Genomic DNA, 25558 nt, shown 5'->3' with positions numbered 1-25558 from the left:
CATTGTGATTTTTGTATTTTCATAAATTAAACCCTGGTTGAATAGATTTCAATCTTATTTATAAATTATGCTCTATTTTACTTTTTACTTTTTCCTCTATCATATATAGTATATATGATAAAGGAGTGTTATGAGTGAAAATTAGAGCTTTAGAAGAAACAGATTTAGACTTTGTACATCGTTTAAATAATGAATATGCTAATATGTCCTATTGGTTTGAGGAGCCATACCAATCTTTAAGTGAACTACAATCACTTTATAAAAAACATATTTTAGATGAATCTGAGAGAAGATTTATTATAGAAGAAGAATCAGAACGCATTGGTGTAGTTGAGTTAGTTGAAATTGATTTTATACATAGTAACTGTGAGATTCAAATTATCGTTGATGGCCAATATAGTGGTAAAGGATACGCTTCAAAAGCATTTAAAATGGCTATAGATTATGCTTTTCTAGTATTAAACTTGCATAAAATTTATTTGTTCGTAGACGTCACTAATGAAAAAGCAGTTCATATTTATCAAAAGCAAAATTTTAAAATCGAAGGGACTTTGCAAGAACATTTCTATACACGAGGACAATATAATGATTGTCATGTGATGGGTTTATTGAAAAAGAATTGGATTAGTTATGGTGGACATGAACCACTACAATAATCTTTTTACCTTAATACATTGGTCGTGAAATTTCAAAGTACAACATTTAAAAAGACTGGTTTCTAGTATATGAAATAGAAATCAGTCTTTTATTTATATTTATGTAAATGTACGATTAAAAAATTTTAATTATATCTGCACCAAAATGCTTCATTTTTCTAAAAAATTCGTAACCAACACTTAACGTTTATAGTATTAATGAAATAATAAATTTGGATTATTTGAGATTAAACCATCTACACCTAGACGCTCTAATTTCCTAGCAAGATTTCCATCATTTACCGTATATGGCATTACTTTCAAACCGTTTTGGTGTGCTTGTTTCATAAAAGTTTTAGTCACTAATGAATAGTGAGGGTTAACAAAATCAGCATAAGCTGATATTTTTCTAAATTTAGGCATGTGATACCAATATCGCTTTCTACTTATTAACACACCCAATCGACACCCAAAGCCCTTTTTATACAATACTTCGATAAAGTTTTGATCAAATGATTGTATAATGACTTTATCTTTATTTATGTTATATTGCTCTAATTTATTAAACAAATCATTTTCAATACCTGGATAATTTTTAGGCTGTTTCACTTCAATTAATAGTGTTTGAGGCAATGATTGAATTAACTGCAATACTTCTTCAAATGTCGGTATCAATTGTCTTTCAAACAGGCTATTTTTACTTATTCCAAAATCATATTGTCTTAAAGCGTCCAATGTAGCTGCTTTTATTTTTTCACTGCCATTGGACGTTCTATCAATGGAATCATCATGTATAACAACTAGACAGCCATCTGCTGTTCTATGTAAATCTATTTCTAACATATCGATATTACTTTGTAATGCTGCTTGAAATGCAATCAATGTATTTTCTGGATATTCTGAAGACAAGCCTCGGTGTGCAACTAACAAAAGGTTTTGTCGTTCCTCTTTTAATTGCATTAAAATCCCCTCCCCTTTCATTATACGGTAGAATCGTCTAAACTTAAGTTATCATATAATCAACGGAGGTCAATAGCAATGGTTCAACATCAATTTAAAGTTAACACACAATGGTCTGATGGCCGTGAATCTGTAGGAAATCTTATAGGAGATGTCTTAGATGAACAAATATCAATACCAGCAGGTTTAGGAGGTAATGGAACTGGAACTAATCCCGATGAATTACTCGTTTCTGCCGCCTCTTCATGTTATATCATTTCATTAGCAGCAGTACTGGAACGTTCAGGCTTTGATCATATTGAGATACAACAATCTTCAATTGGCTTAGCCATATTTGAAAATGCTAAATTTAAAATGGATTCAATTACACACTATCCAGAAATAACGGTTGACAAAAATCAAAAAGATTTATTAGAAAAGAAACTCCCTAAATTACTAAAAATTGCAGACAACAACTGTATGATATCCAATTCAATTAGAGGCAACGTTGATGTGAAAATAGAGCCCATAATAAAATAATTTTGAATTCATTTTATGTATGACGGAATATGATTACAATAACAATGTATACCCTTACATTTATTTAAAATTGTGTTTATTTTTAATAAATATTAATTTTTGTACTTTTATATTTTCTGAAAATTTGCTAAACTTGACAATCATAAGCAATGGGGGAATTACATATGAACTATTATAATCCTTTATTATTAACACCAGGACCTACACCAGTGCCAGACCAAATATTATACGCAACGCAATTACCTATGGTAGGACACCGTTCTAGCGATTTTGAAGCAATTGCTGAACAGGCATTTAAAGCACTCAAACCTGTCTTTGGTTCTGAAAATGAAGTCATGATACTTACTTCTAGCGGCACAAGTGTGCTTGAAGCGAGTATGTTAAATATTGCAAACCCAGAAGAAGATATTGTTATTATTGTTTCAGGTGCTTTTGGCAACAGATTTAAGCAAATAGCAGAAGCATATTACGATAATGTACATATATTCGAAGTTGAATGGGGACAAGCAGTAAACATACCGGACTTTATAGACTTCTTAAAATCATTAAAAAGAGATATAACAGCAGTTTTTAGCCAATATTGTGAAACTTCAACGGCAGTCTTACACCCTGTTCAGGAATTGGGTACAGCACTAAGAAACTTTGATCAGGATATCTACTTCGTAGTCGATGGTGTCAGTTGTATTGGTGCTGTAGATGTAGATTTAAATCGTGACAATATTGATGTGCTTGTTTCAGGAAGTCAAAAAGCAATTATGCTTCCGCCTGGGTTAGGTTTTGTAGCTTATAACGACCGTGCTAAAGCTCGTTTTAGTCAAGTTACAACACCTAGATTTTATTTAGATTTAAATAAGTATTTAAAATCATTAACAGAGAACTCTACGCCTTTCACACCTAATGTATCTTTATTTAGAGGTGTAAATGCTTATGCTAACCTCATAAATGAAGAAGGGTTGGATCAAGTTATCGCTAGACATTACGCGATACGTGATGCGTTGAGACAAGCATTAAATGCGCTAAATCTAGAATTATTAGTTCAAGACGCTTATGCTTCACCTACTGTTACGGCTTTTGTACCAAAATCCAAAGATGAATTAGACTATATTAAAAATGAATTGAAAAAGCGTTTTGCAATTACGATTGCTGGTGGTCAAGGTCACTTAAAAGGTCAGATTTTACGTATTGGTCATATGGGACAAATATCACCCTTTGATATTTTACAAGTCGTTTCAGCATTAGAAATATTATTAACAGAATTTAGAAATGAATCTTATGTTGGTAAAGCAATTACGCAATATATGGAGGTCGTAAAAGCATATGTATAAAATTTTAGTTTCAGATCCTATTTCACCAGAAGGTTTAAAAAGTTTAACAGAACATAAAGACTTTGAAGTTGATGTCAATACTGAATTAAGCAAAACAGAGTTAGCAAAAACTATTACGAATTACGAAGGACTGATAGTGAGAAGTCAAACACAAGTCACTTCAGATATTATATCAGCGGCACCAAACCTAAAAGTCATTGCACGTGCGGGTGTTGGGGTAGATAATATAGATGTAGATGCTGCTACAAAGCATGGTGTCATCGTTATTAACGCACCTGATGGGAACACCATTTCAGCTACTGAACATTCAATGGCTATGATTTTATCGATGGCACGTAATGTGCCACAAGCACACCAATCGCTTAAAAACGGAAAATGGGATCGTAAAATATATAGAGGAACTGAACTTTATAATAAAACTTTAGGCGTTATTGGAGCCGGAAGAATTGGTATTGGCGTAGCAAAACGAGCGCAAAGTTTCGGTATGAATATCCTTGCTTTTGACCCCTATCTTTCTGAAGACAAAGCCAAAGAACTTAATGTGACACGTGCTACTGTAGAAGAAATTGCTGAGCAAGCAGATTTTGTCACTGTGCATACGCCACTCACACCAAAAACAAAAGGCATTGTTGATAAAGCCTTTTTCGATAAAGCCAAACCAACATTACAAATTATCAATGTGGCACGTGGCGGTATTATTGATGAAGATGCCCTCATTGAAGCGCTGGATGCAAACCAAATTCAAGGCGCTGCAATCGATGTATTTGAAACTGAACCCGCAACCGATTCACCACTGGTAGCACATGATAAAATTATTGTTACACCACATTTAGGCGCTTCAACTGTAGAAGCACAAGAAAAAGTAGCTGTTTCTGTTGCAAATGAAATTGTAGATATCTTTGAACAGGGTAATGTCGTTAATGCGATTAACGCTCCAAAAATGTCTTTCAACGAAATCAATGATGAACTAAAACCATATATTGAATTAAGTAAATTAACTGGTGAAGTAGGCATTCAATTATTAGAGAAAGCGCCACGTGAACTTCAAATTAAGTACAAAGGTGATATTGCAATCGATGATACAAGCTTGCTCACTAGAACACTTGTATCTGGCGTTTTACGTCAAGATTTAGCGGAACGTGTTAATTTAATTAATGCTTTAGTATTACTCAATGAACAAGGTGTATCATATAATATAGAGAAAGATACAAAACACCGTGGTTTTAGTAACTATATTGAACTAACATTAATTAATAAAGACACACAAATTAAAATTGGCGCGACAGTATTAAATGGTTATGGTCCTAGAATTGTGCGCATCAACGACTATCCTGTTGATTTCAAACCGGAAAAACACCAACTTGTAATTAACCATAACGATAGACCAGGTATTGTTGGACGTACTGGACAAATATTAGGCGAATATAATATCAATATCGCCTCAATGCATTTAGGCCGTACCAACCAAGGTGGTAATGCACTAATGGTGCTGTCCATTGACCATCCTGTCACTCAAGATGTTATTGAAGCTTTATATGAAATTGAAGGCTTTAACCTTATCAGAAGTGTAGAATTAAATGTGGAATCCAGCATAGAGTTAGATGAAAAAGCGAGCGAGACGTATCATATTTAACAGTTTTAAACTTTAGAAGATAGACGCCTATGCTTCTTAAAGTAAAAGGCACCTTCATTTATAAATTTGAGTGGAGGTGTCTTTTTGTATTTAAATTACCCTGATTTTAAACTTTCATACCCACCTAACGAAATAACTCGATACTTTAACGCTCTCACTCATACTATTTTTCGCGATACTATTATAAGGGTAGTTAGCGGATCATATATTTAAAGCTGAGACATTTTATTTTGTCTCAGCTTTTTCAACATGTTCATTGTATTTATAAAAGAATTTCTCTAATTTCGCTCACATGATTAACGATATACTCTGCGTCGTAATCTTCTAATTCTTTACGTGCTTTTTGCCCTTTCAATCCAGTTAATGGGCCAATGAAAGTAGCTCCAATCTTTTTAGCACTCAACAAATCAGCTAAAGAATCCCCTACGATAAACACTTCATCTTTATTTACGCGATTTTGCTGGTTTGTGGCATATTTTTTATAATTTTCAAGATAATTACCTTCTAATGTAGCTAAATAACTAAACGGATTAGGCTTCCCTAATGGCTTTAACTCAGGGAAATGTGCTTCTGCTGTCAAAACATCGCTTGCCGTAACAATATGTATATCATCAAACAGTGATTTAATACCTAAACTTTCAAATGGTACTAGCGTTTCTGTTCGAGGTCGTCCTGTAGCAATCGCAATTTGGTAACCAGCGTCTTTCAAATCTTCTAACAACTGTTTCATTTCATTAACTGGTCTAAGCGCAACCTCTTGATAAATATAACCTTGTTTAAAATTAGAACGCTGCGGTTTTTGTTCAACTTCATTATATAATTGGTAACCTAAGTACCATTCCTGATAAATTTCCTGTGCTAACAACCAAAACGGGCTTTTTAATTCAAATAATCCATCATTATCTGTATTTAATTGATCATTCGCATGTGTAACAAGCGCTTGATAAATATGATCTTTACCCGAACTTAAACCGTCTAAAAATGATAGCGGTAGTTCAAAATTAAGCGCTATGTCTGAAATATGTTCACCAAGAAATTGCAGTGTTTGTTCATTGAAATTGTCTGTATCTAATACAATGGATAATTTATCTGGTGATAAAGATTTACATAATTCAATAAAATGAAGAGCAATCACGATAAATAGCATATCCCAGTTCGAGTTTAAACCAAGTGATTTTAACTTGGTTAAAATTTCATCATGGTAAAATACGATATCTCTAATTTCAGATATTTGTTTATCATTTAATGTTTGAAAATTGATACTAGGGTCTATACCAATATAGTCTTTACTCATCAACATTTCATATACTGTTAACGCAGAAACATCAAAACATCTTTCTTCACTTAAAAATACACCATCAACATCAAATAGTACCGACTTCATATGCATTCCTCTCCTTTAATCAGAAAATTCTGATACTACTACATCGTACTATTTACATGTTAAAAGAGCAATGTATTTTTGATAATAATATACGGCAAACAAACTTTATACTTACAACAAAAAATCACGCATAGAAATGAAACGAAATTATAAAAATTCGTTTATTTTTATGCGTGATATTACGTTCTTAAAACATTATTTTATACTACATTAAAATATACTTACGAGTTGTTATTTTCCATTTGAGTTTCTATTTCATCAGCAACCTGTTGTACGTGTGTGCCAATAATAACTTGCGTATTATGTTTACCACTTTTTGTAACGCCTACTGCGCCTGCACCCTTAATCTTAGTTTCATCAATCACGCTGTTATCATTAAGTTCCATACGTAAACGTGTAGCACAGTTTGTTAAAGAAGTAATATTTTCTTTACCGCCTAAGCCTTCTAAGATTTGGCTGGCTGTTTGCGCATATTTGCTTGTTGATGGTGTACTTTCTGTACCATCTCCATCTTGAGCTGTATCACCAGTTGTTGCTTCATCAGATGTAGGATCAGGTAACAAGTTATCTCCACGGCCAGGTGTACTCAGTTTCAACCATTTTATTGCTAACCTAAATACAACATAGTAAATGATAAAGAATACGATACCTTGTACTATTAACATCATCGGATGGTTTGCAACTGGATTAATTAGAGACAATATGAAATCAATTAATCCCGCACTAAATGAAAATCCTGCTGTCCAATGGAACAAAGCGGCAATAAATAATGACAATCCTGTTAATAATGCATGAATAACAAATAGTATAGGTGCTACAAACATAAATGAAAATTCAATTGGTTCAGTAACACCCACGATAAATGCTGAAAGTGCACCAGCAAACATTAAACCATATACACGTTTCTTCTGTTTCGTTTCTGCAGTATGATACATTGCTAGCGCTGCTGCTGGAACCCCAAACATCATTACTGGGAAGAAACCAGCCATATATCGACCTGTTATACCTTTTATTGCGCCATCACCCGTTTGGAATTTTGCAATATCATTAATGCCTGCTAAATCAAACCAGAATACTGCATTTAATGCGTGGTGTAATCCTGTTGGAATTAATAAACGGTTGAAAAAACCATATAAAAATGCGCCACCTGGACCTAAATCCAGTATCCATGTCCCAAACGTAACGATTGCTGAGTATACAACGGGCCAAACAAATAACATAATAACCGCTATAAAAATACTAAAAAATGCGGTCATGATTGGTACTAACCGTTTACCACTAAAGAATGACAATGCTGCCGGCAACTCTGTCTTACTAAATTTATTATAAGTATAAGCTGCGACTAAACCAATAACTAGACCAATTAACACGTTTTGATTGTTCATTTGTTCAAATGCGTCATTCAAAGATGACTGTTTCACACCTAATAATGGTGCTAATTTTTCAGGACTAAGTACGACTGTGGTCAAGAAGAAACCAACCGCCGCTGCAAGTGCCACAGCCCCATCATTTTTCTTAGCCATCCCTAATGCTACACCGATTGCAAATAAAATACCTAATTGTTCAAGAATCGTAGACCCTGCCGTCGAGAAAAAAGCAGCTACAGTCGGCCATATACCAATTGCAGTTAAGGCATTCCCTATACCTACAATAATTGCGGCTGCTGGTAATACGGCAACAGGCAGCATAAGAGATCTTCCCAAACGTTGAAAGAAACTATACATAATTATTCCCCATTTCACAATAAATTCACCCAAAAAATCACCACATGTACAATTTGTCCACGTGGTGAAATGAAAGCGTTATACTTGTTGTTATTGTACATTTTCATAATAACACAAGTTATATTAATTTCGTATATATATTATGATTCAATAGTTAAAAAAATGAGTAAAATTTACTTATTATGTGTTACATACTCATTTAAATCATCTTGTAATTGTATTGTTCTTTTTTCTAATTCTTTAGTTAAATATTCTAATTTTTCATTACGTTTCATGTCTTTTGGTAAATTTTTTGTTTCAATTGGTTCACCAAATCTTATAATTGATTTACCAGTAACTAATCCTTTGATTTCTTTAGGCCCTACATATGCTGCTGGTAAAATAGGTGCTTGTGCCATTAACGCTATCGTTACTGCACCGCGTTTCATTGGCGCGCCTTCATCGTATTTCATACGATGCCCTGTCGGAAAAATTCCAACTGTTTTATTTTCTTTTAATAATTTAATTGGTTTTTTTAATGTACTTGGTCCAGGATTATCTCTATCTACTGGAAATGCATTAAGCGAACTCAAAAATCTACCAAACCATTTATTATAGAAAAGTTCTTTTTTAGCCATATAATGGATTTGATTTGGATAAATAGCCATGCCAAGCATAATAACTTCATTATAACTTTCATGTGTACAAGTTACGACATAACGATGTAATTGTGGGATATGCTCTTTTCCTTGCACTTCTAATGATTTACATATTTTGCGTAAAATAAAATTTAATAAACCGCTAACAAATCTATACATTTTTTCACCTACTTATTTAGCCTTATATTACCCTATTGATTCTATCATTTAGAACATCAATGGACAAGGTAATTTATATTTCAGTCTAAAGTAGTATAATGATATACTAGAAAAAGTTGAGTAAACCTTTCATAATAGGTTATAAAGAATGAATCGGAGGTATAATATGTCAGAATTTAATAATGATCAGAATTTAAATAAAAAACAACCTGATGAAGAAATATCAAAATACACACAACCCAACTATAGTAAACGATCAAAACCCAAATTCCCATGGTTTAAAACTGTACTCGTCGCACTTGTAGCAGGTATTCTTGGTGCACTGATTGTCTTAGGTGTGGGGAAATTTATGGAAAGTACAGTATTAGACGATAATGGGTCATCAGTAAAGGAAACAAGTGATAGTAGTAGCGCTGGTAATTCCTTAGATGGAAAAAGCGAGAAATACGATTCGGTAAATCAAATGATTACTGATGTATCCCCCGCCATTGTAGGTGTAATTAATATGCAAAAAGCTCAAAATTTAGACGATTTGCTTAAAGGTAAAACAGGTAAATCAGAAGAAGCTGGCGTTGGATCTGGTGTAATTTATCAAAAAAATAACGGCTCAGCTTATATCGTTACAAATAACCATGTCATTGATGGTGCAAGTGAAATTAAAGTTCAATTACATAATTCTAAGCAAGTCGATGCTAAACTAATTGGCAAAGATGCACTTACGGATATTGCAGTATTGAAAATAAATGAAACGAAAGGTACAAAAGCGGTAGAATTTGCTAATTCTTCCAAGGTAAAAACTGGTGACAGCGTATTCGCTATGGGCAACCCGCTTGGCTTAGAATTTGCAAACTCTGTGACGTCTGGTATTATTTCAGCTAGCGAACGAACAATCGACACACAAACTTCAGCTGGTGCTAATAAGGTAAACGTACTACAAACAGATGCAGCAATTAACCCTGGTAACTCAGGCGGGGCATTGGTTGATTTAAATGGTAATTTAGTTGGTATTAATTCAATGAAAATAGCGAACGAACAAGTCGAAGGCATTGGGTTTGCTATTCCAAGTAATGAAGTCAAAGTGACTATTAAAGAATTAGTTAAGAATGGCAAAATTGATCGCCCTTCAATCGGTATCGGTTTACTTAATTTAAGCGAAATTCCTGATGAGTATAAAAAGCAATTAAATACTGATAGAAAAGATGGTATTTATGTAGCAAAAGTATACGCTGATAATGATCTAAAAGAAGGAGATATTATCACTAAAATTGATGATGAAGAAGTAAAAGAGGATACAGATTTACGCTCTTATCTATATGAACATAAAAAACCTGGAGATACAGTTAAATTAACTGTAGAAAGAAAAGGTGAAACACAAACTGTTGATGTAACATTAAAAGAACAAAAATCAAAAACTTCTGATTCATCAAAAGAACAAGCCGTTCCTTTTAATTAAATGAGTGTTATAAATACTTAAAGGCACCAAATCATAAATATGATTTGGTGCCTTTATTGTATTTTATAACTGTGTTCAGATAATAAAATACGCCCTAAGCATAAAGCCATATTTCAATATTTTTATTACACCTATATATCAAACTTCTGAAACCAATATATACTGATATAGACGACTTCTACGCTTAGTAACTATTATTAGAAACAGCACAACGTATTTTTGTATTGCTGAACGTGTTACTTTTTATAAACGATGGTATGTTCAACTTTCACACTTATTTATAACTAACCATAAAGTATTTTTTCTTGCCTCTACGTACAATAGTAAATTCATTCTCGATTTTATCTTCATTTGACAATTCAAAATTTAAATCTTGTTGTCTTTCTCCGTTAATATAAATAGCACCATTATTTACATCTTCACGTGCTTGTCTTTTAGAAGAAGCAATGCCTGTTTCCACAATTGCTTCCACGATGTTCGTCGTTTGATGATCTAATTCGACTTGAGGCACATCTTTAAAGCCTTCTTTTAATTCTCTAGCTGAAAGTGATTTCAAATCACCTGAGAATAAAGCTTGAGAAATCCTGATGGCATCATCTAATGCAGCTTGGCCATGAATGAATCTAGTAACATTTTCAGCTAATGCTTTTTGAGCTTCACGTAAATGAGGTGCCTCATTCAATGAAGTTTCTAGTGTATCTATAGCTTCTTTACTTAAAAACGTAAAGTATTTTAAGAATTTAATAACATCTGCATCTGTAGTATTAATCCAAAATTGATAAAATTCGTAAGGGCTTGTCTTATCGGCATCTAACCATATTGCGCCACCTTCAGTTTTACCAAATTTCTTACCATCAGATTTAACTACTAATGGAATTGTAAGTCCAAACGCTTCAGTTTCTCCATACATACGACGCATCAATTCTATACCACTTGTGATGTTACCCCATTGGTCTGAACCACCTACTTGAATCCTACAATTATACGTTTTATTAAGATGCCCGAAATCAATCGCTTGTAAGATAGTGTAAGTAAATTCAGTAAATGAAATACCATGTTCTAGACGCGTTTGGATAGAATCTTTACCTAACATATAGTTGACACCCACGTGTTTACCATAATCTCTTAAAAAATCTATTAATGATATTTGGCTAAGCCAATCTTTGTTATTAACTAATTTTGCACCTTTATCTGTACCAAATTCAAAAATTTTATGCATTTGTTCACTTATGCCTTGCACATTTAATTCAACTTGATCTTCTGTTTGTAATTTTCTTTCTTCTGATTTACCTGAAGGATCACCAATCATTCCTGTTCCGCCACCAATTAATACGAGCGGACGATGACCATGCTCTTGAAAACGACGTAAAGTCAAGAACGGCAATAAATGGCCAATGTGTAAACTGTCTGCTGTTGGATCAGCCCCACAATACAGTGTGACCTGCTCTTTATTTAGTAAGTTTTCAATACCCGTTTCATCCGTTTGTTGATAAATCAAACCTCTCCATTTTAAATCTTCAATTAACGTATTTGTCATTGCATTCGCCTCCTAATTTAATTATGATAAAGTTTTGAATAGAATTCATTTGCATCACTTAAAATTTTAACCACGTAATTTTAGAGAACACAAAAAAGCGCCCTTACATTTTTTGTAAGGGCGCAAACGCACGGTACCACCATACTTTAAGTCAAACAACTCTATTAATGATACGTTCATTAACTAAAACGTTTGGATAATTACTTATCAAAAGGTGTATTCATATAAGGACCAACGCTAGTTCACAGCAACCACTAACTCTCTGTAGATGATACATTATATTACTTCTCCTCTATCCAAAAACGATATCGAATTGTATTTATTATAATTAACTCTAATTTAAAAGTCAACTCTATATATTATGATATAATATTGTTTAAATAAGGAGGTCCACGATGAAAAATCATGCATATGAGAGCCACATTGAAGAAAATAAACAACATATAAAACTAAATCAATTTGAATTTATTTATAAAAAACTCAAACATTTTTTCGTAGGTTTATTTTCCATATTTGGTTGCACTTTGCTTATTTTACTTGCCATATCTGTATTTTACTTTCAAAGTTTAACCAAAGAAGCTACCCATATGTCAGATGCTGAATTAAAGTCCAAGCTATTAGTTATTTCTGGAAATGAAGCAATCAATTATAACAGCGATAACCTACTCGTAGAGTATAATAATTCTATGAATTCGCTCATCGTTGGCCCAAAACATGTTAACAACAATGTGATCAAAGCTTTAACAGCCTCAGAAGACAGTTTATTTTTTCGACATAATGGCATTTTACCAAAAGCTGTTTTACGAGCTATAGGACAAGATATATTCAATTCTAGCGATGCTACAGGTGGCAGTACAATCACACAGCAACTTATTAAAAATCAAATACTTACAAATCAAAAAACTTATAATCGTAAAGCAAATGAGCTTGTACTTTCCATGCGTGCTGAAAAAATTTTAACTAAAGATGAGATATTGTACACATATTTGAATATTGTTCCATTTGGTCGTGATTATAATGGGTTAAACATTTCAGGTATAGGATCAGCTTCTTTCAGTTTATTCGGCAAACCAGCAGAAGATCTAAATATTGCTGAATCTGCGTATATCATTGGTCTACTGCAAAGTCCTTACTACTACACGCCTTATAATGAAGATGGATCACTTAAACCTAATCATCAAATTCAAATCGGCTTAAATAGACAACATTACGTATTAAAACGCATGCTAGTAGAAAACAAAATTACACAATATGATTATGTTCGTGCGGAACGTTACGATATTAAATCTCGATTAATGACAAAGTAAAAAAACAACAAAGCAATCATATTTTCAATATGATTTTGTTAGCTTGACAAGATTTCGATAACTAGAAATAAGACTATAAATATCTACAACATAAAACAACCGAGGCGCCACTGTGCCTCGGTTGTTTTATGTTATAATCACTAAATTAGAATAGACCTACTGCGTGACCATCATCAGTAACGTCCATATTTAATGCAGCTGGTTTCTTAGGCAATCCAGGCATTGTCATAATCGCACCAGTTAGTGCTACGATAAATCCTGCACCTGTTTTAGCTTCTAGCTCGCGAATTGTAATTTCAAATCCTTCTGGTGCACCTAATAATGATGCATCGTCAGAGAATGAATATTGTGTTTTAGCCATACATACAGGATAATTATCCCAACCATTTTCTTTAAATTGTTTTAATTGTTTTTGTGCTTTACTGCTAAACGTTACTTTGCTGCCACCATAAATTTCTTTTACAATCGTTTCAATTTTATCTTCAAGTGGTTGGTCTAGTTCATATAAATGTTTGAAATTTTGTGGTTGGTTAATCACTTCTAATACTTCATTAGCTAAATCGAGACCGCCTTGGCCACCTTTTTCCCAAACCTCAGTTAAAGCAAGACGGACGCCATTTTCTTTCGCCCATTCTTGTACAAACTTCGTTTCTTCATCTGTGTCGTGAACAAATGCGTTCAATGCAACAACCGGTTCTAAACCGTATTTTTTTACATTGTTTACGTGGCGTTCTAAGTTTACGATACCTTTTTTCAATGCATCCACGTTTTCTTCTTTAAGATTGTCTTTTGCAACGCCGCCATGCATTTTAAGCGCACGGATAGTAGCAACAACCACAACTGCCGAGGGTTCGAATCCTGCTTCACGTGCTTTAATATTGATGAATTTTTCAGCACCTAAGTCTGATCCAAAACCAGCTTCTGTTACGACGATATCAGCCAATTCTCTTGCTGTTTGTGTTGCAAGAATTGAGTTACAGCCATGCGCAATATTTGCAAACGGCCCACCATGTACTAATGCTGGTGTACCTTCGATTGTTTGGACTAAATTAGGTTTAATTGCATCTTTTAGTATCATTGCTAAAGCGCCTTCAACTTTTAAATCTGCTACTGTAACTGGCTTACGATCTCTTGTATAACCAATTGTAATATTACTGATTTTAGCTTTTAAGTCATTAATATCGTTAGCTAAGCATAAAATAGCCATAATTTCAGAAGCTACTGTAATGTTGAACCCATCTTCACGGGGCACACCTTGTGTTGGCCCACCTAATCCTACGATGACATTTCTTAAAGCGCGGTCATTCATGTCTAAGACGCGTTTCCATTCAATACGTCTTTGATCAATACCTAATTCATTTCCTTGATGAATATGGTTGTCAATAAATGCTGATAACGCGTTGTTTGCTGTTGTAATAGCATGGAAGTCACCGTTAAAGTGTAAATTAATATCTTCCATTGGCAGCACTTGAGCATAACCGCCACCAGTTGCGCCGCCTTTAATACCAAATGTAGGCCCTAACGCAGGTTCACGCAAAGCAACCATTACATTTTTCTTTAATTGATTAAAAGCGTCAGATAAACCAACTGTAACTGTTGATTTACCTTCACCTGCAGGTGTTGGACTCATAGCAGTTACTAACACTACTTTCCCTTTATCATCTTTTTGTTTAACTTGGTTGATATCAATCTTAGCTTTGTAATGTCCGTATGGTTCTAAAGCATTGGTAGGAATACCTACTTTTTCAGCAATATCCCCAATTGGTTGTAGTGTTGATTGATTAGCAATATCTAAGTCTGATAAATGTGCCAAATGTATTCGCCCCTTCTTTTATAAATTTTAACCACATATGAAAAAAGTAAAATTTCATGCTGTGATTCAAAATTCCTTACATATTCATATTAACTAAATAAAGTTGTATTGTCGATTAATAGAGATAGCGCTTTCAAAATTATAAGCTACTTTTGTTACAACAGTGGATAATAAAACATTTTAAATGTATTATTACAATAAAAACGTGCTTCATTTCTAAATTTTAAAAGCAGATTTTAAAATTCATCAATAAAGCACATTTTAAAGTTAATAGTAAATTTGAAACAATTATTTTATGTTTTTTCTATAATTAATCTTCCATTGTACTTAAGTCGCCTTCTGGTAAATCAAGTTCCCACGCTTTTAACACGCGACGCATGATTTTACCGGAACGTGTTTTTGGTAATTTGTCTTTAAACTCGATTTCACGAGGCGCAGCATGTGCTGCTAAACCTTCCTTAACGAACTTACGAATTTCCTCTTTCAATTCATCACTTGCTTCAAATTCAGGTCGTAAAGCTACAAACGCTTTGATAATTTCTCCTCGAACTGGATCAGGTTTACCTATCACGCCTGCTTCAGCCACTGCATCATGTTCGACTAACTTAGATTCGACTTCAAATGGGCCGACACGTTCTCCCGCTGTCATAATTACATCGTCAACGCGTCCTTGAAACCAGTAATACCCATCTTCATCTTTATAAGCAGAATCCCCTGATACATACCAATCGCCTATAAAGTAAGAGTCGTATTTTTCAGGGTTATTCCAAATTGAAATCATCATAGATGGCCAACCTTTCTTGATGGCAAGATTTCCCATACGGTTAGCTGGTAATTCATTTCCCTGATCATCAATAATTGACGCTTCAACACCAGGCAATGGTTTGCCCATTGAGCCCAATTTCACATCCATGGACGGATAATTCACAATCATATGCCCGCCTGTTTCAGTCATCCACCACGTATCGAGAACACGTAGACCGAATACGCCTTTTGCCCATTTAATCACCTCTGGGTTTAACGGTTCTCCAACCGATAAAATACTTTTTAAAGATGATAAATCAAATTTTTCAACAATATCATCCCCGGCGCTCATTAACATTCTTAACGCTGTTGGAGCTGTATACCATATTGTCACTTTAAATTCTTCTATCATACCATACCAAGCTTCTGGAGAGAATCTGCCTCCAGCGATGCAATTCGTAATACCATTCAACCAAGGACTGAATATGCCATAAGATGTACCAGTTACCCAACCTGGATCTGCAGTACACCAATAAACATCATCATCTTTAAAATCAAGGACATATTTACCAGAAATATAGTGAACTAACATAGCTCTTTGTGCATGTAATACACCTTTTGGTTGTCCAGTTGATCCTGAAGTATAATGTAGGATGAGTCCATCATCTAAATTTAGCCATTCTGTATCAAATTGGTCACTCGCTTTTTCAAGTTCTTTATTAAAGTCTACGTATTCACTCTCAACAACATCGTCAACAACAACAATTTTTTCTAAATTTGGTAATTTGTCTTTGGGTATTCTTGGCAATAAATTATTTGTAGTGACGATTACGCTTGCCTCACTATTTTCTAAACGATCACCAACCGCTTTTTCCATAAACGCTTCAAATAATGGTCCGACAATAGCACCTATTTTCAAAATACCAAATAATGCAAAATATAGTTCAGGTGTTCTGGGCATAAAAATAAATACACGATCACCTTTTTCAACATTGCCTTTATCTTTTAAAACATTTGCTGCTTTATTTGATTTTGATTTCATTTCATTGAAAGTAAAACTTTCTTGTCGCTTATCATCTTTATAATGTAAAGCTACTTTTTCTCCTTTACCTTCATCCACATGGCGATCAATACATTCATGTGCCATATTTATTTTGCCTGTGTCATACCATGAAAATGCTTTTTCAACTTCTTTCCAATCGAAATTGTTGTATTGCTTTTCATAGTTATGAAGGTTGAAATTTCCTTCTTCCCCTTTATATACTTCTACTTTCATTGTAAATCCCCCTCTTAATGAAATCGCTTGCTTAAAAAATATTATAACTAATAAAATCGCAATTTTCAAAATAATCGGTGTAAACGGGTACAATATCGTGTTAATTTACGCTCATATCCCTTATAATATAATTATTAAAGATTGCATACTATATTCATTTGCGGTAGTTTGGAGTGAAAAAATGGAACATATAAAAACGTATCAATCTCAGACTTTTCATTTAGATAAAGGCACATTTATTATTGAAGGTCCAGTGTCAAGGATTCACCTCGACTCAATGACATTTGATGACGGACTTACTGCATTTCGTCAACCTGAAGATCAATTTGAAGCGGTTAAAGAAATTAGTGAGCTAGCAGAAGGACGAATTTTTATACTTCGAAATAATCAACATATCGTCGGTTATGTCACTTATCATTACCCAGACCCATTAGAGCGATGGTCTAGTGGGAATCTTGCATATTTAATTGAATTAGGTGCGATTGAAATCAGTTTACCCTATAGACATTTACATCTAGGTAGCGAACTAATTAAAATTAGTTTAGCAGCAGATGAATATGAAGATTACATTGTTTTAACTACTGAATATTATTGGCACTGGGATTTTAAAAATTCTGGTCTTGATGTTTTTGAATATAAAAAATTAATGCAAAAATTAATGGGTTATGGGGGCCTAGAAATCTTTGCGACAGATGATCCTGAAATCACAAGCCATCCTGCCAATTGTTTAATGGCAAAAATAGGCTCACGCATTACTATTGAGCAGTTACAAGCGTTCGATGATATTCGATATATGAATCGCTTTTTCTTTTAAAGGGGAGTAAAAAATAAATGAACAATACCCAACAAACTGGTTATGTTTATTCAAATGAAATATTACAATACCGATTTAGTAATCAACATCCATTTAATCAAATGAGATTAAAATTAACAACAGAATTATTAAAAGATTTAGGTTACTTAAAGCCAGAGCATATCATTCAACCACGCATAGCTACAGATAATGAACTCAGCTTAATTCATAGTTTTGATTATATACAAGCTATTAGACGTGCTTCTCATGGCATTTTAAATGACTCTGAAGCTAAAAAATATGGTTTAGATGGCAGGGACACTTTGCAGTTTAGAATGATGCATAAACACAGTGCACGCATTGTAGGCGGCGCATTAAATTTAGTGGATAAAATCATGGATGGTTCTATAACCAATGGTTGTCATCTAGGCGGAGGCTTACATCATAGTTTACCTGGTCGCGCAAATGGTTTTTGTATTTATAATGATGTTGCAATTACAATCGCCTATCTTATTAAGAAATACTGTTTACGAGTCCTTTGTGTGGATACAGATGCGCATCATGGCGATGGAACACAATGGAGTTTTTATACGAACGATCAAGCGCTCATTTATTCTATCCATGAAACTGGTAAATTTTTATTTCCTGGATCAGGTCATTATACAGAGCGTGGTAATGAGCAAGGCTTTGGCTATACAGTTAATATTCCGCTTGAACCTTATACTGAGGATGATTCATATCTTGAAGTATTGAATCAAACACTGGAACCTGTGGTTGCATCATTTAAACCAGATATCATTGTCAGTGTGCATGGTGTCGATATTCATTATTTAGATCCGCTCACACATATGAACTGTACGTTAGATGCACTTTATGAGATACCTTATAAAATTAAGCAATTGGCCGATAAATACACTGATGGTAAGGTCATCATGTTTGGTGGCGGAGGCTATAATATATGGAAAGTCGTGCCTCGTGCTTGGACACATGTCTTTCTTGCTTTAATTGGTGAAGATCAACAAAATGGTCAATTACCAGAAAAATGGTTGTCAAAATGGTCGCCATACGCGACTTGTGATTTACCAAATACTTGGGAGGATGAAAAGTTAGATTACCAAATTATCCCTCGCCGACAAGAAATAAGCGCTATAAATATGAAACACGCAACACAAGTATTAAGCTGGTTCAAATAAATTCTAACAGTTTATTAGATGCTACATAAAAAGGAAACAGAAATTTGCTATACCTGTATCATTATGCCATTCATCTACCATATATAAGCTAAACGAGGCTATGACATTAACACGTCATAGCCTCGTTTATTTAAATTATTTAGTTGTCCCTCTATATTCAATTCTATGAGGTAAAATTACATTAGGTTCTTCAATCTCTTCTTCGTTCATATATTTAGTTAATAATCTCATACCAACTGCGCCTATATCATATAATGGTTGAATCACACTTGATAATTGTGGTCTAACCATTTCTACTAAGCGTGTATTATTAAAACTAACAATTTGTAAGTCTTCAGGAACTGTTACGCCCTCATCTTGTGCTGCATGCACTAAACCAATAGCTTGTTCATCACTAATTGACAATATTGCATCCGGTTTCCCAGATTTTAATGCCTCAAATGCACGCAATCCATCTTTATAAGTTTCATTTCCATTAAAAATCAATTGATCATCTAATGTAAGTTGATTAGCTGATAATACATCTTTTAGACCTTCTAATACATCTTCTTGTGCTTTTTTAGAATAATCTCCACCCACGAACGCAAAACGTTTTGCACCTTTTTCAATTAAGTGCTCTGTAATTTCTTTTGCTGCAGTTTGAAAATCAATATTAACAGATGAAATACCTTCATCTTTCCCATTAGTTCCTGATACAACTACTGGCACAGATGATTTATTAATCAATTCCTTAATTTCTTCAGAAATTGTACCACCTAAGAAAATAATACCATCTACTTGTTTACTTAATAGATTATTGAATATTTCTTTCTCTTTATTTGGGTCATTATCCGAATTTGAAATAATAGAGTGGTACTTATACATTGTAGCAATGTCTTCTAAACCACGTGCGAGTTGGGAATAGTATACATTTGAAATATCTGGAATAATTACGCCAACCGTTGTTGTACGTTTACTTGCCAAACCTCTTGCTACTGCGTTTGGTCGGTAATTTAATTTTTTAATAACTTCATTTACTTTATCTCGTGTTTCTGGTTTTACATTTTGGTTACCATTTACGACACGTGAAACAGTAGCCATAGATACTCTAGCTTCTCTAGCTACATCATATATTGTAACAGTCATAAACATCCTCCTTGAAAGCGATTTCTTTATTATTATAATCTGTTTTCATAACATTTTCAAAGTTTACCATATTTTTCGTAAATGTAAAATCATTTTGTTTTGAATGTCATAATTATGTCATTTTCATGATACTTTATTTTATATTAATAGAAAAAAGCTATTTTTTGTTAATATTTTAAAACTCCATAAATTTCCTGATTAATTCCTATTATTAACGTGCTCTTTTATACTGTTTATATTCAACATTAAAAACTCCTACCTGTCCGCTACAGAAATAGAGAACAAATAGGAGCTATTCAGCGATTTTATTTTAATTGTTTATTATTATACATATCAGCTAACGGCTTAATTTCGTTATAGAAGTTTTCAAATTCATTTAAATCCATTTGTTGACCACTATCACTAAGTGCTACCGAAGGATCTGGATGAACTTCTGCCATAATACCATCTGCACCTACTGCTAAACCTGCTTTTGCTGTTGGTAGCATAATATCTTTGCGCCCTGTACTATGCGTTACATCTACTAATACTGGTAAGTGTGTGCCTTGTTTTAAAACAGGTACAGCAGAAATATCTAATGTATTTCTAGTAGCTTTTTCATATGTACGGATACCACGCTCACATAAAATGATATTTTCATTACCTTGAGAAGCAATATATTCAGCTGCGAAAATAAATTCTTCAATCGTAGCAGCTAAACCACGTTTTAAAAGAACTGGTTTTTTAGAGCGTCCAGCTTCTTTTAATAATTCAAAGTTTTGCATGTTACGGGCTCCGATTTGGAACACATCTAAGTATTGATCTGCAACTTCAAAATCTGCAGGATTAACAATTTCACTTATTACATTTAGATTATATTTATCTTTTGTATTTTTAAGTATTTTAAGTCCTTCTTCACCTAGTCCTTGGAAATCATAAGGTGATGTGCGTGGTTTAAATGCACCGCCTCTAATGAATTTCTCACCTTTGGCTTGTAAATTGGCAGCAACAGTATCTACTTGTTCTTGAGATTCTACTGAACATGGACCAAATACAAATGATTTATTGCCATCTCCAATAATGCCGCCATTATCAAATTGAACAATTGTATCTTCAGGTTTTAATTTTCTAGATACATATAAATGTTTTTCATTCTCTGATTTTTGTAAGTCAGTAGAGGCTTTAAAAATTTCTTTGAATAATTGTTTGATCACATTATCATTAAATGGACCTTCATTTTTATCTAAAAGTTGATTAATCATTTCTTTTTCGCGTTGAGGGTCGTAAACCATTGTACCTTGCTTACGTTTTTCTTCACCAATTTTTTGAGCAATCTTACCTCTTTTAGATAAAAGGTCTAATATCTGTTCATTAATTCCAACAATTTCGTCTCTGTATTCTTGTAATTTGTCTGTCATTTTAGTCACCTCTATGAAAATTTTAAATCGATATTTTATTCTGCTTTAAAGCGATAAAATATTTATTAAACGTAATTCTAACAATAACTGTTTATAAGTTCAAGTATGATTATCAAAAAAGTCACTTTAAAAGTGAATAAGTCTTATAATAACTGAATTTTCTGTTATTTACTAGTTGTATTTTACACTATTACAAAAATTTATCTTAAAATTAATAATTCCAAGCTTAAATAGTGATATATTTCACTATTTGTTATAATAAATCAATAACAGTAACACCAAAATACCACTTTGACGACACTTTTCTTATTCTTATCAATTTACAAAAGTTAAAATATAACAATAGCATAAGTATTTTCCAGTTTATCTCAATATGCGCAGCAGTTTATCAAAAAGTCATGCACTGCCGGTTTATTGCGATTTGAAGATAACATATATTTAAATTGTATTGTAATTATTTTATAAATTTAAAAAGTAGCTAATCAAAATCTTACAACTTTGGTTTCATGGCTTGCATGACTCATTGTTTAGTATAACAATACTATCACCTATTACTTTGGTATGCGATAGGAGCATCAAATCTCTCCATATTAGATATATAGCTTAATGGTTTATCTAAAAAATAATATGATAACTTATATTAAAAGCCTCTAATTTTGCTAATAATCAGCAGCCCATTATAGAAAAAAGCGGGACAAAAACCAATTTATTAAAAGGTTTTGTTATCCCGCTCTATATATTTTCCATAACGATAAAAGCATTTAATCATTAAACGTTCGTTTGTCAATTTTACTTTTAGCTTTTTCAGTTTTCTTACTTTGTAATCTATTTTTAGAATACGTTGGTGTTTCATTTTCTGTTTGAGAATCAGAAGTGTTATCAGCGATTTTAGCTTCATTACTTATACCTTTTTCAGCTTCATCGTGAACAATAATTCCATCTTTAAAAGATACGCTATTGTGTGTTTGTTTAACGCGTTGTTCTGCAGCTTGAGGCTTAGCATTTTTGGTAGTTTGTTTAGCTTTGTCTGCAGAATTTTCTACTTTATTGCTAGATTCTACTGCGTTATCTATTTTTTTAGTAACTAAATTAGGTACATTATTATTTACTTTCGATGTTAAAGTTTCAGGTTTTAAAAGGTCAGCTGTATTTTTAGCTACTTTTGGATTTTTAGCTATTGCATCACGTTTTTGACTTGCTGCTATAGCTAAACCGGATGCAGTCACAGTGCCGGCAACAGCTGCTTTGATATGGTTATCTTCATCTTTTTTTGTCTCTTTTTTAGTAACTAAATTAGGCACTATACGATTTGGATTAGATTTTACGCCTTCTTCAGCTATTAATTCAGATGTGTTTTTTGAAACTTGAGTGTTGTTATTTAATATTTTCTTTTTCTCTTTAGCAACAGTTGCTAAATTGTTAGGTGATATGATACTATTACGCGATGTTTTCTTAGATGATGAAATCGTAGAAGCGTCTGATAAATTATGATCTTCTGCTTCTTCTTTTACCGCATCTTTTTGAGCTTCTATTTCACGCTCAGTTGGTTCTGCTTGCTCATTGATGTGGCTTAATTGCTCTGCTGCATTCATGGATTCCTGCTTACTCATTTCCTCCTGTGCTTGAGGTGATGTGTCTGCTAAATTATGATCAGAAGTTTCTTGTTGAATTGCAACTTTTTGTGCATCTAATTCATTGTGTGTAGTTGTTGTATCCTTTATTTGTGCAACTTGACGTTCTGCTGCTGCTTTTTCATTTTCGGTTTGTTCAACTAAGTTTGACTTAAATTTTTGATTAGCTTTTGGAACAGATGTATCACTTTGACGTGATTTACTAATAGAAATTAATCCAACAGTTGAACCTATAACTGCACCTACAATAAATCCATAGACAAATACGTTTCTAGCCCCAGAAGTAAAATAGTCTTCTACTTCATAACTTTCTAAATTTCTTTCATAATCATCTCGGTTATAGTACTTCATAATTGAATGCCTCCTATAACAAATGCACTTAAATAAGTTTATACCTCATTTAAGTGCATTTGTTTTTTAAGTATATAAATGATTAATGGTCAACACGTGTAGTGTAGCTGTGATCTGCGTCATTTGCGACACTACTTGTTTTGTATTTTGCACTTTCTCTACGATTTTTTCTATTTTGCCATTTGTCAGCAACTTCCATTGCCACATTTGACCATTGTACCACTTGAGAAATTTTATCTTCGTTTTGAGAAATGTTGTGCGTAATTGAATTTGTAACTCGATCAACAGAACCATTTAATGTTTGAACTGAATCCCCGATGCCTTTAACTGCATCAACGACAGAGTTTAAACGATCTGATTTATCTTGAATATCTTCAGTTAAGCGATTTGCTTTATGAAGTAAGTCTGTAGATTCACGTGTAATCCCTTGAATTTGTCCTTCCACGCCATCAAGTGTTTTTGCAACGTGATCTAAATTTTTCTTAACTGAAACTAATACGACAACGATACCAATACATAAAATTAAAAATGCAATCGCTGCAACGATTCCAGCTATAGGTAAAATCCATTCCATTAAAAACGCCTCCTAAAAAACATATGTTGTTATTTAATATAAATACCCCCATCATTTTAACATAAACATATTAAAATGAGGTAGTTACACCAATATTTTCCATGTATGCACGCTGGATTTTTTGAATATCGCCCGCACCCATAAATAAAATAACTGCATTACTATAATCTTCTAAAACATTTACAGTGCTTTCATCAATAAGCGTGGCGCCTTCAATCCTTTTAACTAAGTCTTGAATCGTTAAATCCCCATTATTTTCTCTTATTGAACCAAAAATTTCACATAAAAATGTTTTATCAGCAAGACTTAAACACGCTGCAAATTCCTCTAAAAAGGCTTGCGTTCGACTAAAAGTATGCGGTTGGAAAACAGCTATAACTTCCTTGGTAGGATATTTTTTTCGTGCTGTTTCAATTGTAGCACTAATTTCTCTCGGATGGTGTGCATAATCATCAACTAATACTTGTTGGCCAACTTTGGTTTCGTTAAATCTGCGTTTAACACCGCCGAAGGTTTCTAGTGCTTCTTTAATGTTAGCAACATTTAAGCCTTCCAAATAACTGATCGCTATTACAGCTAACGCATTTAAAATATTATGATCACCAAATTGCGGTGATAAAAAAGAATCATAATACACTTTATCGATATAGACATCAAATTGTGTGCCTTTTTCACTGAATTGTATATTATCTGCATAAATATCGTCATTTTCAGAAAAACCGTAATAATAAATAGGTACATCTGCTTTTAATTTGCGCAGATGCGTATCATCACCCCAAGCAATAATCGCTTTTTTTACATTGCGTGCCATTTCTTGAAAAGCATTGAATACGTCATCAACATCTTTAAAATAATCCGGATGATCAAAATCAATATTAGTCATTATTGCATAGTCTGGATGATAACTTAAAAAGTGTCTACGGTATTCACATGCTTCAAAAGCAAAGTAATCACTCGCCGGTATACCTAAGCCTGTACCATCACCAATTAAGAATGAGGTTTTTTTGTCTCCATTCATAACATGTGATAACAGCCCAGTAGTAGAAGTTTTGCCATGCGCACCTGTAACTGCAACTGAAGTGTATTGTTTGATAACATGTCCTAAAAAATCATGGTAACGAATAACTTTTAAATTTAAATCATGCGCTCTTATTACCTCTTCGTGTGTATCAGGAAAGGCGTTACCTTGAACAATGACCATATCTTCTTTTATATTATCTGCATCAAATGGTAAAATTTCTATACCTTTGTTTTTTAATGCTATTTCTGTAAAAACATAATTTTTTATATCTGATCCTTGTACTTTATGACCAAGATCATGCATAATTTGTGCTAATGAACTCATACCGGCGCCTTTAATGCCGACAAAATGAAAATGTGTCATTGT

General features: G+C 33.3%; 20 protein-coding genes. 8 read left to right on the top strand and 12 right to left on the bottom strand.

The genetic code is table 11. The annotated features are described in order from the left end of the window. Nucleotides 1-134 precede the first annotated feature (134 nt). Nucleotides 135-656 (top strand): GNAT family N-acetyltransferase, encoded by a 522-nt coding sequence (locus BJG89_RS06200; protein WP_096809168.1) that lies wholly within the window; start codon nucleotides 135-137, stop codon nucleotides 654-656. 195 nt (nucleotides 657-851) lie between these two features. Here BJG89_RS06200 and BJG89_RS06195 read toward each other — a convergent pair whose 3' ends face one another. After that, nucleotides 852-1595, bottom strand: a complete 744-nt coding sequence (locus BJG89_RS06195; RefSeq protein ID WP_096809167.1) for a glycerophosphodiester phosphodiesterase — start codon at nucleotides 1593-1595, stop codon at nucleotides 852-854. A 78-nt stretch (nucleotides 1596-1673) separates the two neighbouring features. Between BJG89_RS06195 and BJG89_RS06190 the strand changes: the two genes are divergently transcribed. From BJG89_RS06190 to serA, 3 genes are all read left to right on the top strand, one after another. Then, complete coding sequence (locus tag BJG89_RS06190; RefSeq protein WP_096809165.1) at nucleotides 1674-2114, top strand: SACOL1771 family peroxiredoxin; 441 nt, start codon at nucleotides 1674-1676, stop codon at nucleotides 2112-2114. A gap of 164 nt (nucleotides 2115-2278) precedes the next feature. Continuing rightward, entirely contained in the window at nucleotides 2279-3439 is a 1161-nt protein-coding gene (locus tag BJG89_RS06185) for a pyridoxal-phosphate-dependent aminotransferase family protein (RefSeq protein WP_096809163.1), read from the top strand. After that, entirely contained in the window at nucleotides 3432-5072 is a 1641-nt protein-coding gene (gene serA, locus BJG89_RS06180) for a phosphoglycerate dehydrogenase (protein WP_096809161.1), read from the top strand. The genes BJG89_RS06185 and serA overlap by 8 nt, the downstream gene beginning before the upstream one ends. 262 nt (nucleotides 5073-5334) lie before the next feature. Here serA and BJG89_RS06175 read toward each other — a convergent pair whose 3' ends face one another. The 3 genes from BJG89_RS06175 to BJG89_RS06165 form a co-directional block, all read right to left on the bottom strand. Continuing rightward, entirely contained in the window at nucleotides 5335-6456 is a 1122-nt protein-coding gene (locus BJG89_RS06175; RefSeq protein ID WP_096809160.1) for an HAD family hydrolase, read from the bottom strand. Between the two features lie 221 nt (nucleotides 6457-6677). Next, on the bottom strand, nucleotides 6678-8180 hold the full coding sequence (nagE, locus tag BJG89_RS06170) for an N-acetylglucosamine-specific PTS transporter subunit IIBC (protein ID WP_096811206.1): 1503 nt from the start codon (nucleotides 8178-8180) through the stop codon (nucleotides 6678-6680). Between the two features lie 173 nt (nucleotides 8181-8353). Next, nucleotides 8354-8977, bottom strand: coding sequence for a lysophospholipid acyltransferase family protein (locus tag BJG89_RS06165; protein WP_096809159.1), 624 nt, complete (start codon nucleotides 8975-8977; stop codon nucleotides 8354-8356). A 166-nt stretch (nucleotides 8978-9143) separates the two neighbouring features. On the opposite strand from BJG89_RS06165, the gene BJG89_RS06160 reads away from it, so the two are divergent. Beyond that, nucleotides 9144-10430 carry a S1C family serine protease gene (locus BJG89_RS06160; RefSeq protein WP_096809157.1) on the top strand — a complete coding sequence of 429 codons (1287 nt, stop codon included), beginning with the start codon at nucleotides 9144-9146 and terminating at the stop codon, nucleotides 10428-10430. Nucleotides 10431-10704: 274 nt separating this feature from the next. Here BJG89_RS06160 and tyrS read toward each other — a convergent pair whose 3' ends face one another. Next, nucleotides 10705-11967 carry a tyrosine--tRNA ligase gene (gene tyrS, locus BJG89_RS06155; protein WP_096809155.1) on the bottom strand — a complete coding sequence of 421 codons (1263 nt, stop codon included), beginning with the start codon at nucleotides 11965-11967 and terminating at the stop codon, nucleotides 10705-10707. A gap of 395 nt (nucleotides 11968-12362) precedes the next feature. On the opposite strand from tyrS, the gene BJG89_RS06150 reads away from it, so the two are divergent. Further along, entirely contained in the window at nucleotides 12363-13274 is a 912-nt protein-coding gene (locus BJG89_RS06150) for a biosynthetic peptidoglycan transglycosylase (RefSeq protein WP_096809152.1), read from the top strand. 145 nt (nucleotides 13275-13419) lie between these two features. Here the strand turns inward: BJG89_RS06150 and BJG89_RS06145 are convergent, their stop codons facing one another. Next, nucleotides 13420-15087 (bottom strand): formate--tetrahydrofolate ligase, encoded by a 1668-nt coding sequence (locus tag BJG89_RS06145; RefSeq protein WP_096809150.1) that lies wholly within the window; start codon nucleotides 15085-15087, stop codon nucleotides 13420-13422. A gap of 310 nt (nucleotides 15088-15397) precedes the next feature. After that, entirely contained in the window at nucleotides 15398-17107 is a 1710-nt protein-coding gene (acsA, locus tag BJG89_RS06140; RefSeq protein WP_096809149.1) for an acetate--CoA ligase, read from the bottom strand. Between the two features lie 181 nt (nucleotides 17108-17288). On the opposite strand from acsA, the gene BJG89_RS06135 reads away from it, so the two are divergent. Both BJG89_RS06135 and BJG89_RS06130 read left to right on the top strand, forming a co-directional pair. Beyond that, nucleotides 17289-17921, top strand: coding sequence for an N-acetyltransferase (locus tag BJG89_RS06135; RefSeq protein WP_096809147.1), 633 nt, complete (start codon nucleotides 17289-17291; stop codon nucleotides 17919-17921). Between the two features lie 17 nt (nucleotides 17922-17938). Continuing rightward, on the top strand, nucleotides 17939-19093 hold the full coding sequence (locus tag BJG89_RS06130) for an acetoin utilization protein AcuC (RefSeq protein ID WP_096809145.1): 1155 nt from the start codon (nucleotides 17939-17941) through the stop codon (nucleotides 19091-19093). A 135-nt stretch (nucleotides 19094-19228) separates the two neighbouring features. Here the strand turns inward: BJG89_RS06130 and ccpA are convergent, their stop codons facing one another. From ccpA to murC, 5 genes are all read right to left on the bottom strand, one after another. Continuing rightward, on the bottom strand, nucleotides 19229-20218 hold the full coding sequence (gene ccpA, locus BJG89_RS06125; RefSeq protein ID WP_096809144.1) for a catabolite control protein A: 990 nt from the start codon (nucleotides 20216-20218) through the stop codon (nucleotides 19229-19231). Nucleotides 20219-20523: 305 nt separating this feature from the next. Then, complete coding sequence (locus tag BJG89_RS06120) at nucleotides 20524-21615, bottom strand: bifunctional 3-deoxy-7-phosphoheptulonate synthase/chorismate mutase (RefSeq protein WP_096809142.1); 1092 nt, start codon at nucleotides 21613-21615, stop codon at nucleotides 20524-20526. Between the two features lie 761 nt (nucleotides 21616-22376). After that, entirely contained in the window at nucleotides 22377-23597 is a 1221-nt protein-coding gene (locus BJG89_RS06115) for a hypothetical protein (protein WP_096809140.1), read from the bottom strand. An 82-nt stretch (nucleotides 23598-23679) separates the two neighbouring features. Further along, nucleotides 23680-24171: a DUF948 domain-containing protein gene (locus tag BJG89_RS06110; protein ID WP_096809138.1), complete on the bottom strand. Its 492-nt coding sequence runs from the start codon at nucleotides 24169-24171 to the stop codon at nucleotides 23680-23682. A 70-nt stretch (nucleotides 24172-24241) separates the two neighbouring features. Further along, on the bottom strand, nucleotides 24242-25555 hold the full coding sequence (gene murC / locus BJG89_RS06105) for a UDP-N-acetylmuramate--L-alanine ligase (RefSeq protein ID WP_096809136.1): 1314 nt from the start codon (nucleotides 25553-25555) through the stop codon (nucleotides 24242-24244). Between the last annotated feature and the right edge of the window lie 3 nt (nucleotides 25556-25558).

It is taken from the genome of Staphylococcus nepalensis (assembly GCF_002442935.1).
GTDB classification, from domain to species: Bacteria; Bacillota; Bacilli; order Staphylococcales; family Staphylococcaceae; genus Staphylococcus; species Staphylococcus nepalensis.
The sequence above is the reverse complement of the archived record's forward strand: the minus strand, read 5'-3'. Positions and strand labels throughout refer to the sequence as shown.

Bases quoted from the DNA above. Each gene is read 5' to 3' on its own strand.
- ccpA (WP_096809144.1), bottom strand. From the start codon at position 20,218: ATGACTGTTACAATATATGATGTAGCTAGAGAAGCTAGAGTATCTATG.
- acsA (WP_096809149.1), bottom strand. From the start codon at position 17,107: ATGAAAGTAGAAGTATATAAAGGGGAAGAAGGAAATTTCAACCTTCAT.
- BJG89_RS06130 (WP_096809145.1), top strand. From the start codon at position 17,939: ATGAACAATACCCAACAAACTGGTTATGTTTATTCAAATGAAATATTA.
- BJG89_RS06135 (WP_096809147.1), top strand. From the start codon at position 17,289: ATGGAACATATAAAAACGTATCAATCTCAGACTTTTCATTTAGATAAA.
- serA (WP_096809161.1), top strand. From the start codon at position 3,432: ATGTATAAAATTTTAGTTTCAGATCCTATTTCACCAGAAGGTTTAAAA.
- murC (WP_096809136.1), bottom strand. From the start codon at position 25,555: ATGACACATTTTCATTTTGTCGGCATTAAAGGCGCCGGTATGAGTTCA.
- BJG89_RS06160 (WP_096809157.1), top strand. From the start codon at position 9,144: ATGTCAGAATTTAATAATGATCAGAATTTAAATAAAAAACAACCTGAT.
- BJG89_RS06185 (WP_096809163.1), top strand. From the start codon at position 2,279: ATGAACTATTATAATCCTTTATTATTAACACCAGGACCTACACCAGTG.
- nagE (WP_096811206.1), bottom strand. From the start codon at position 8,180: ATGTATAGTTTCTTTCAACGTTTGGGAAGATCTCTTATGCTGCCTGTT.
- BJG89_RS06120 (WP_096809142.1), bottom strand. From the start codon at position 21,615: ATGACAGACAAATTACAAGAATACAGAGACGAAATTGTTGGAATTAAT.
- BJG89_RS06190 (WP_096809165.1), top strand. From the start codon at position 1,674: ATGGTTCAACATCAATTTAAAGTTAACACACAATGGTCTGATGGCCGT.
- BJG89_RS06110 (WP_096809138.1), bottom strand. From the start codon at position 24,171: ATGGAATGGATTTTACCTATAGCTGGAATCGTTGCAGCGATTGCATTT.
- BJG89_RS06150 (WP_096809152.1), top strand. From the start codon at position 12,363: ATGAAAAATCATGCATATGAGAGCCACATTGAAGAAAATAAACAACAT.
- BJG89_RS06165 (WP_096809159.1), bottom strand. From the start codon at position 8,977: ATGTATAGATTTGTTAGCGGTTTATTAAATTTTATTTTACGCAAAATA.
- tyrS (WP_096809155.1), bottom strand. From the start codon at position 11,967: ATGACAAATACGTTAATTGAAGATTTAAAATGGAGAGGTTTGATTTAT.
- BJG89_RS06195 (WP_096809167.1), bottom strand. From the start codon at position 1,595: ATGCAATTAAAAGAGGAACGACAAAACCTTTTGTTAGTTGCACACCGA.
- BJG89_RS06115 (WP_096809140.1), bottom strand. From the start codon at position 23,597: ATGAAGTACTATAACCGAGATGATTATGAAAGAAATTTAGAAAGTTAT.
- BJG89_RS06175 (WP_096809160.1), bottom strand. From the start codon at position 6,456: ATGAAGTCGGTACTATTTGATGTTGATGGTGTATTTTTAAGTGAAGAA.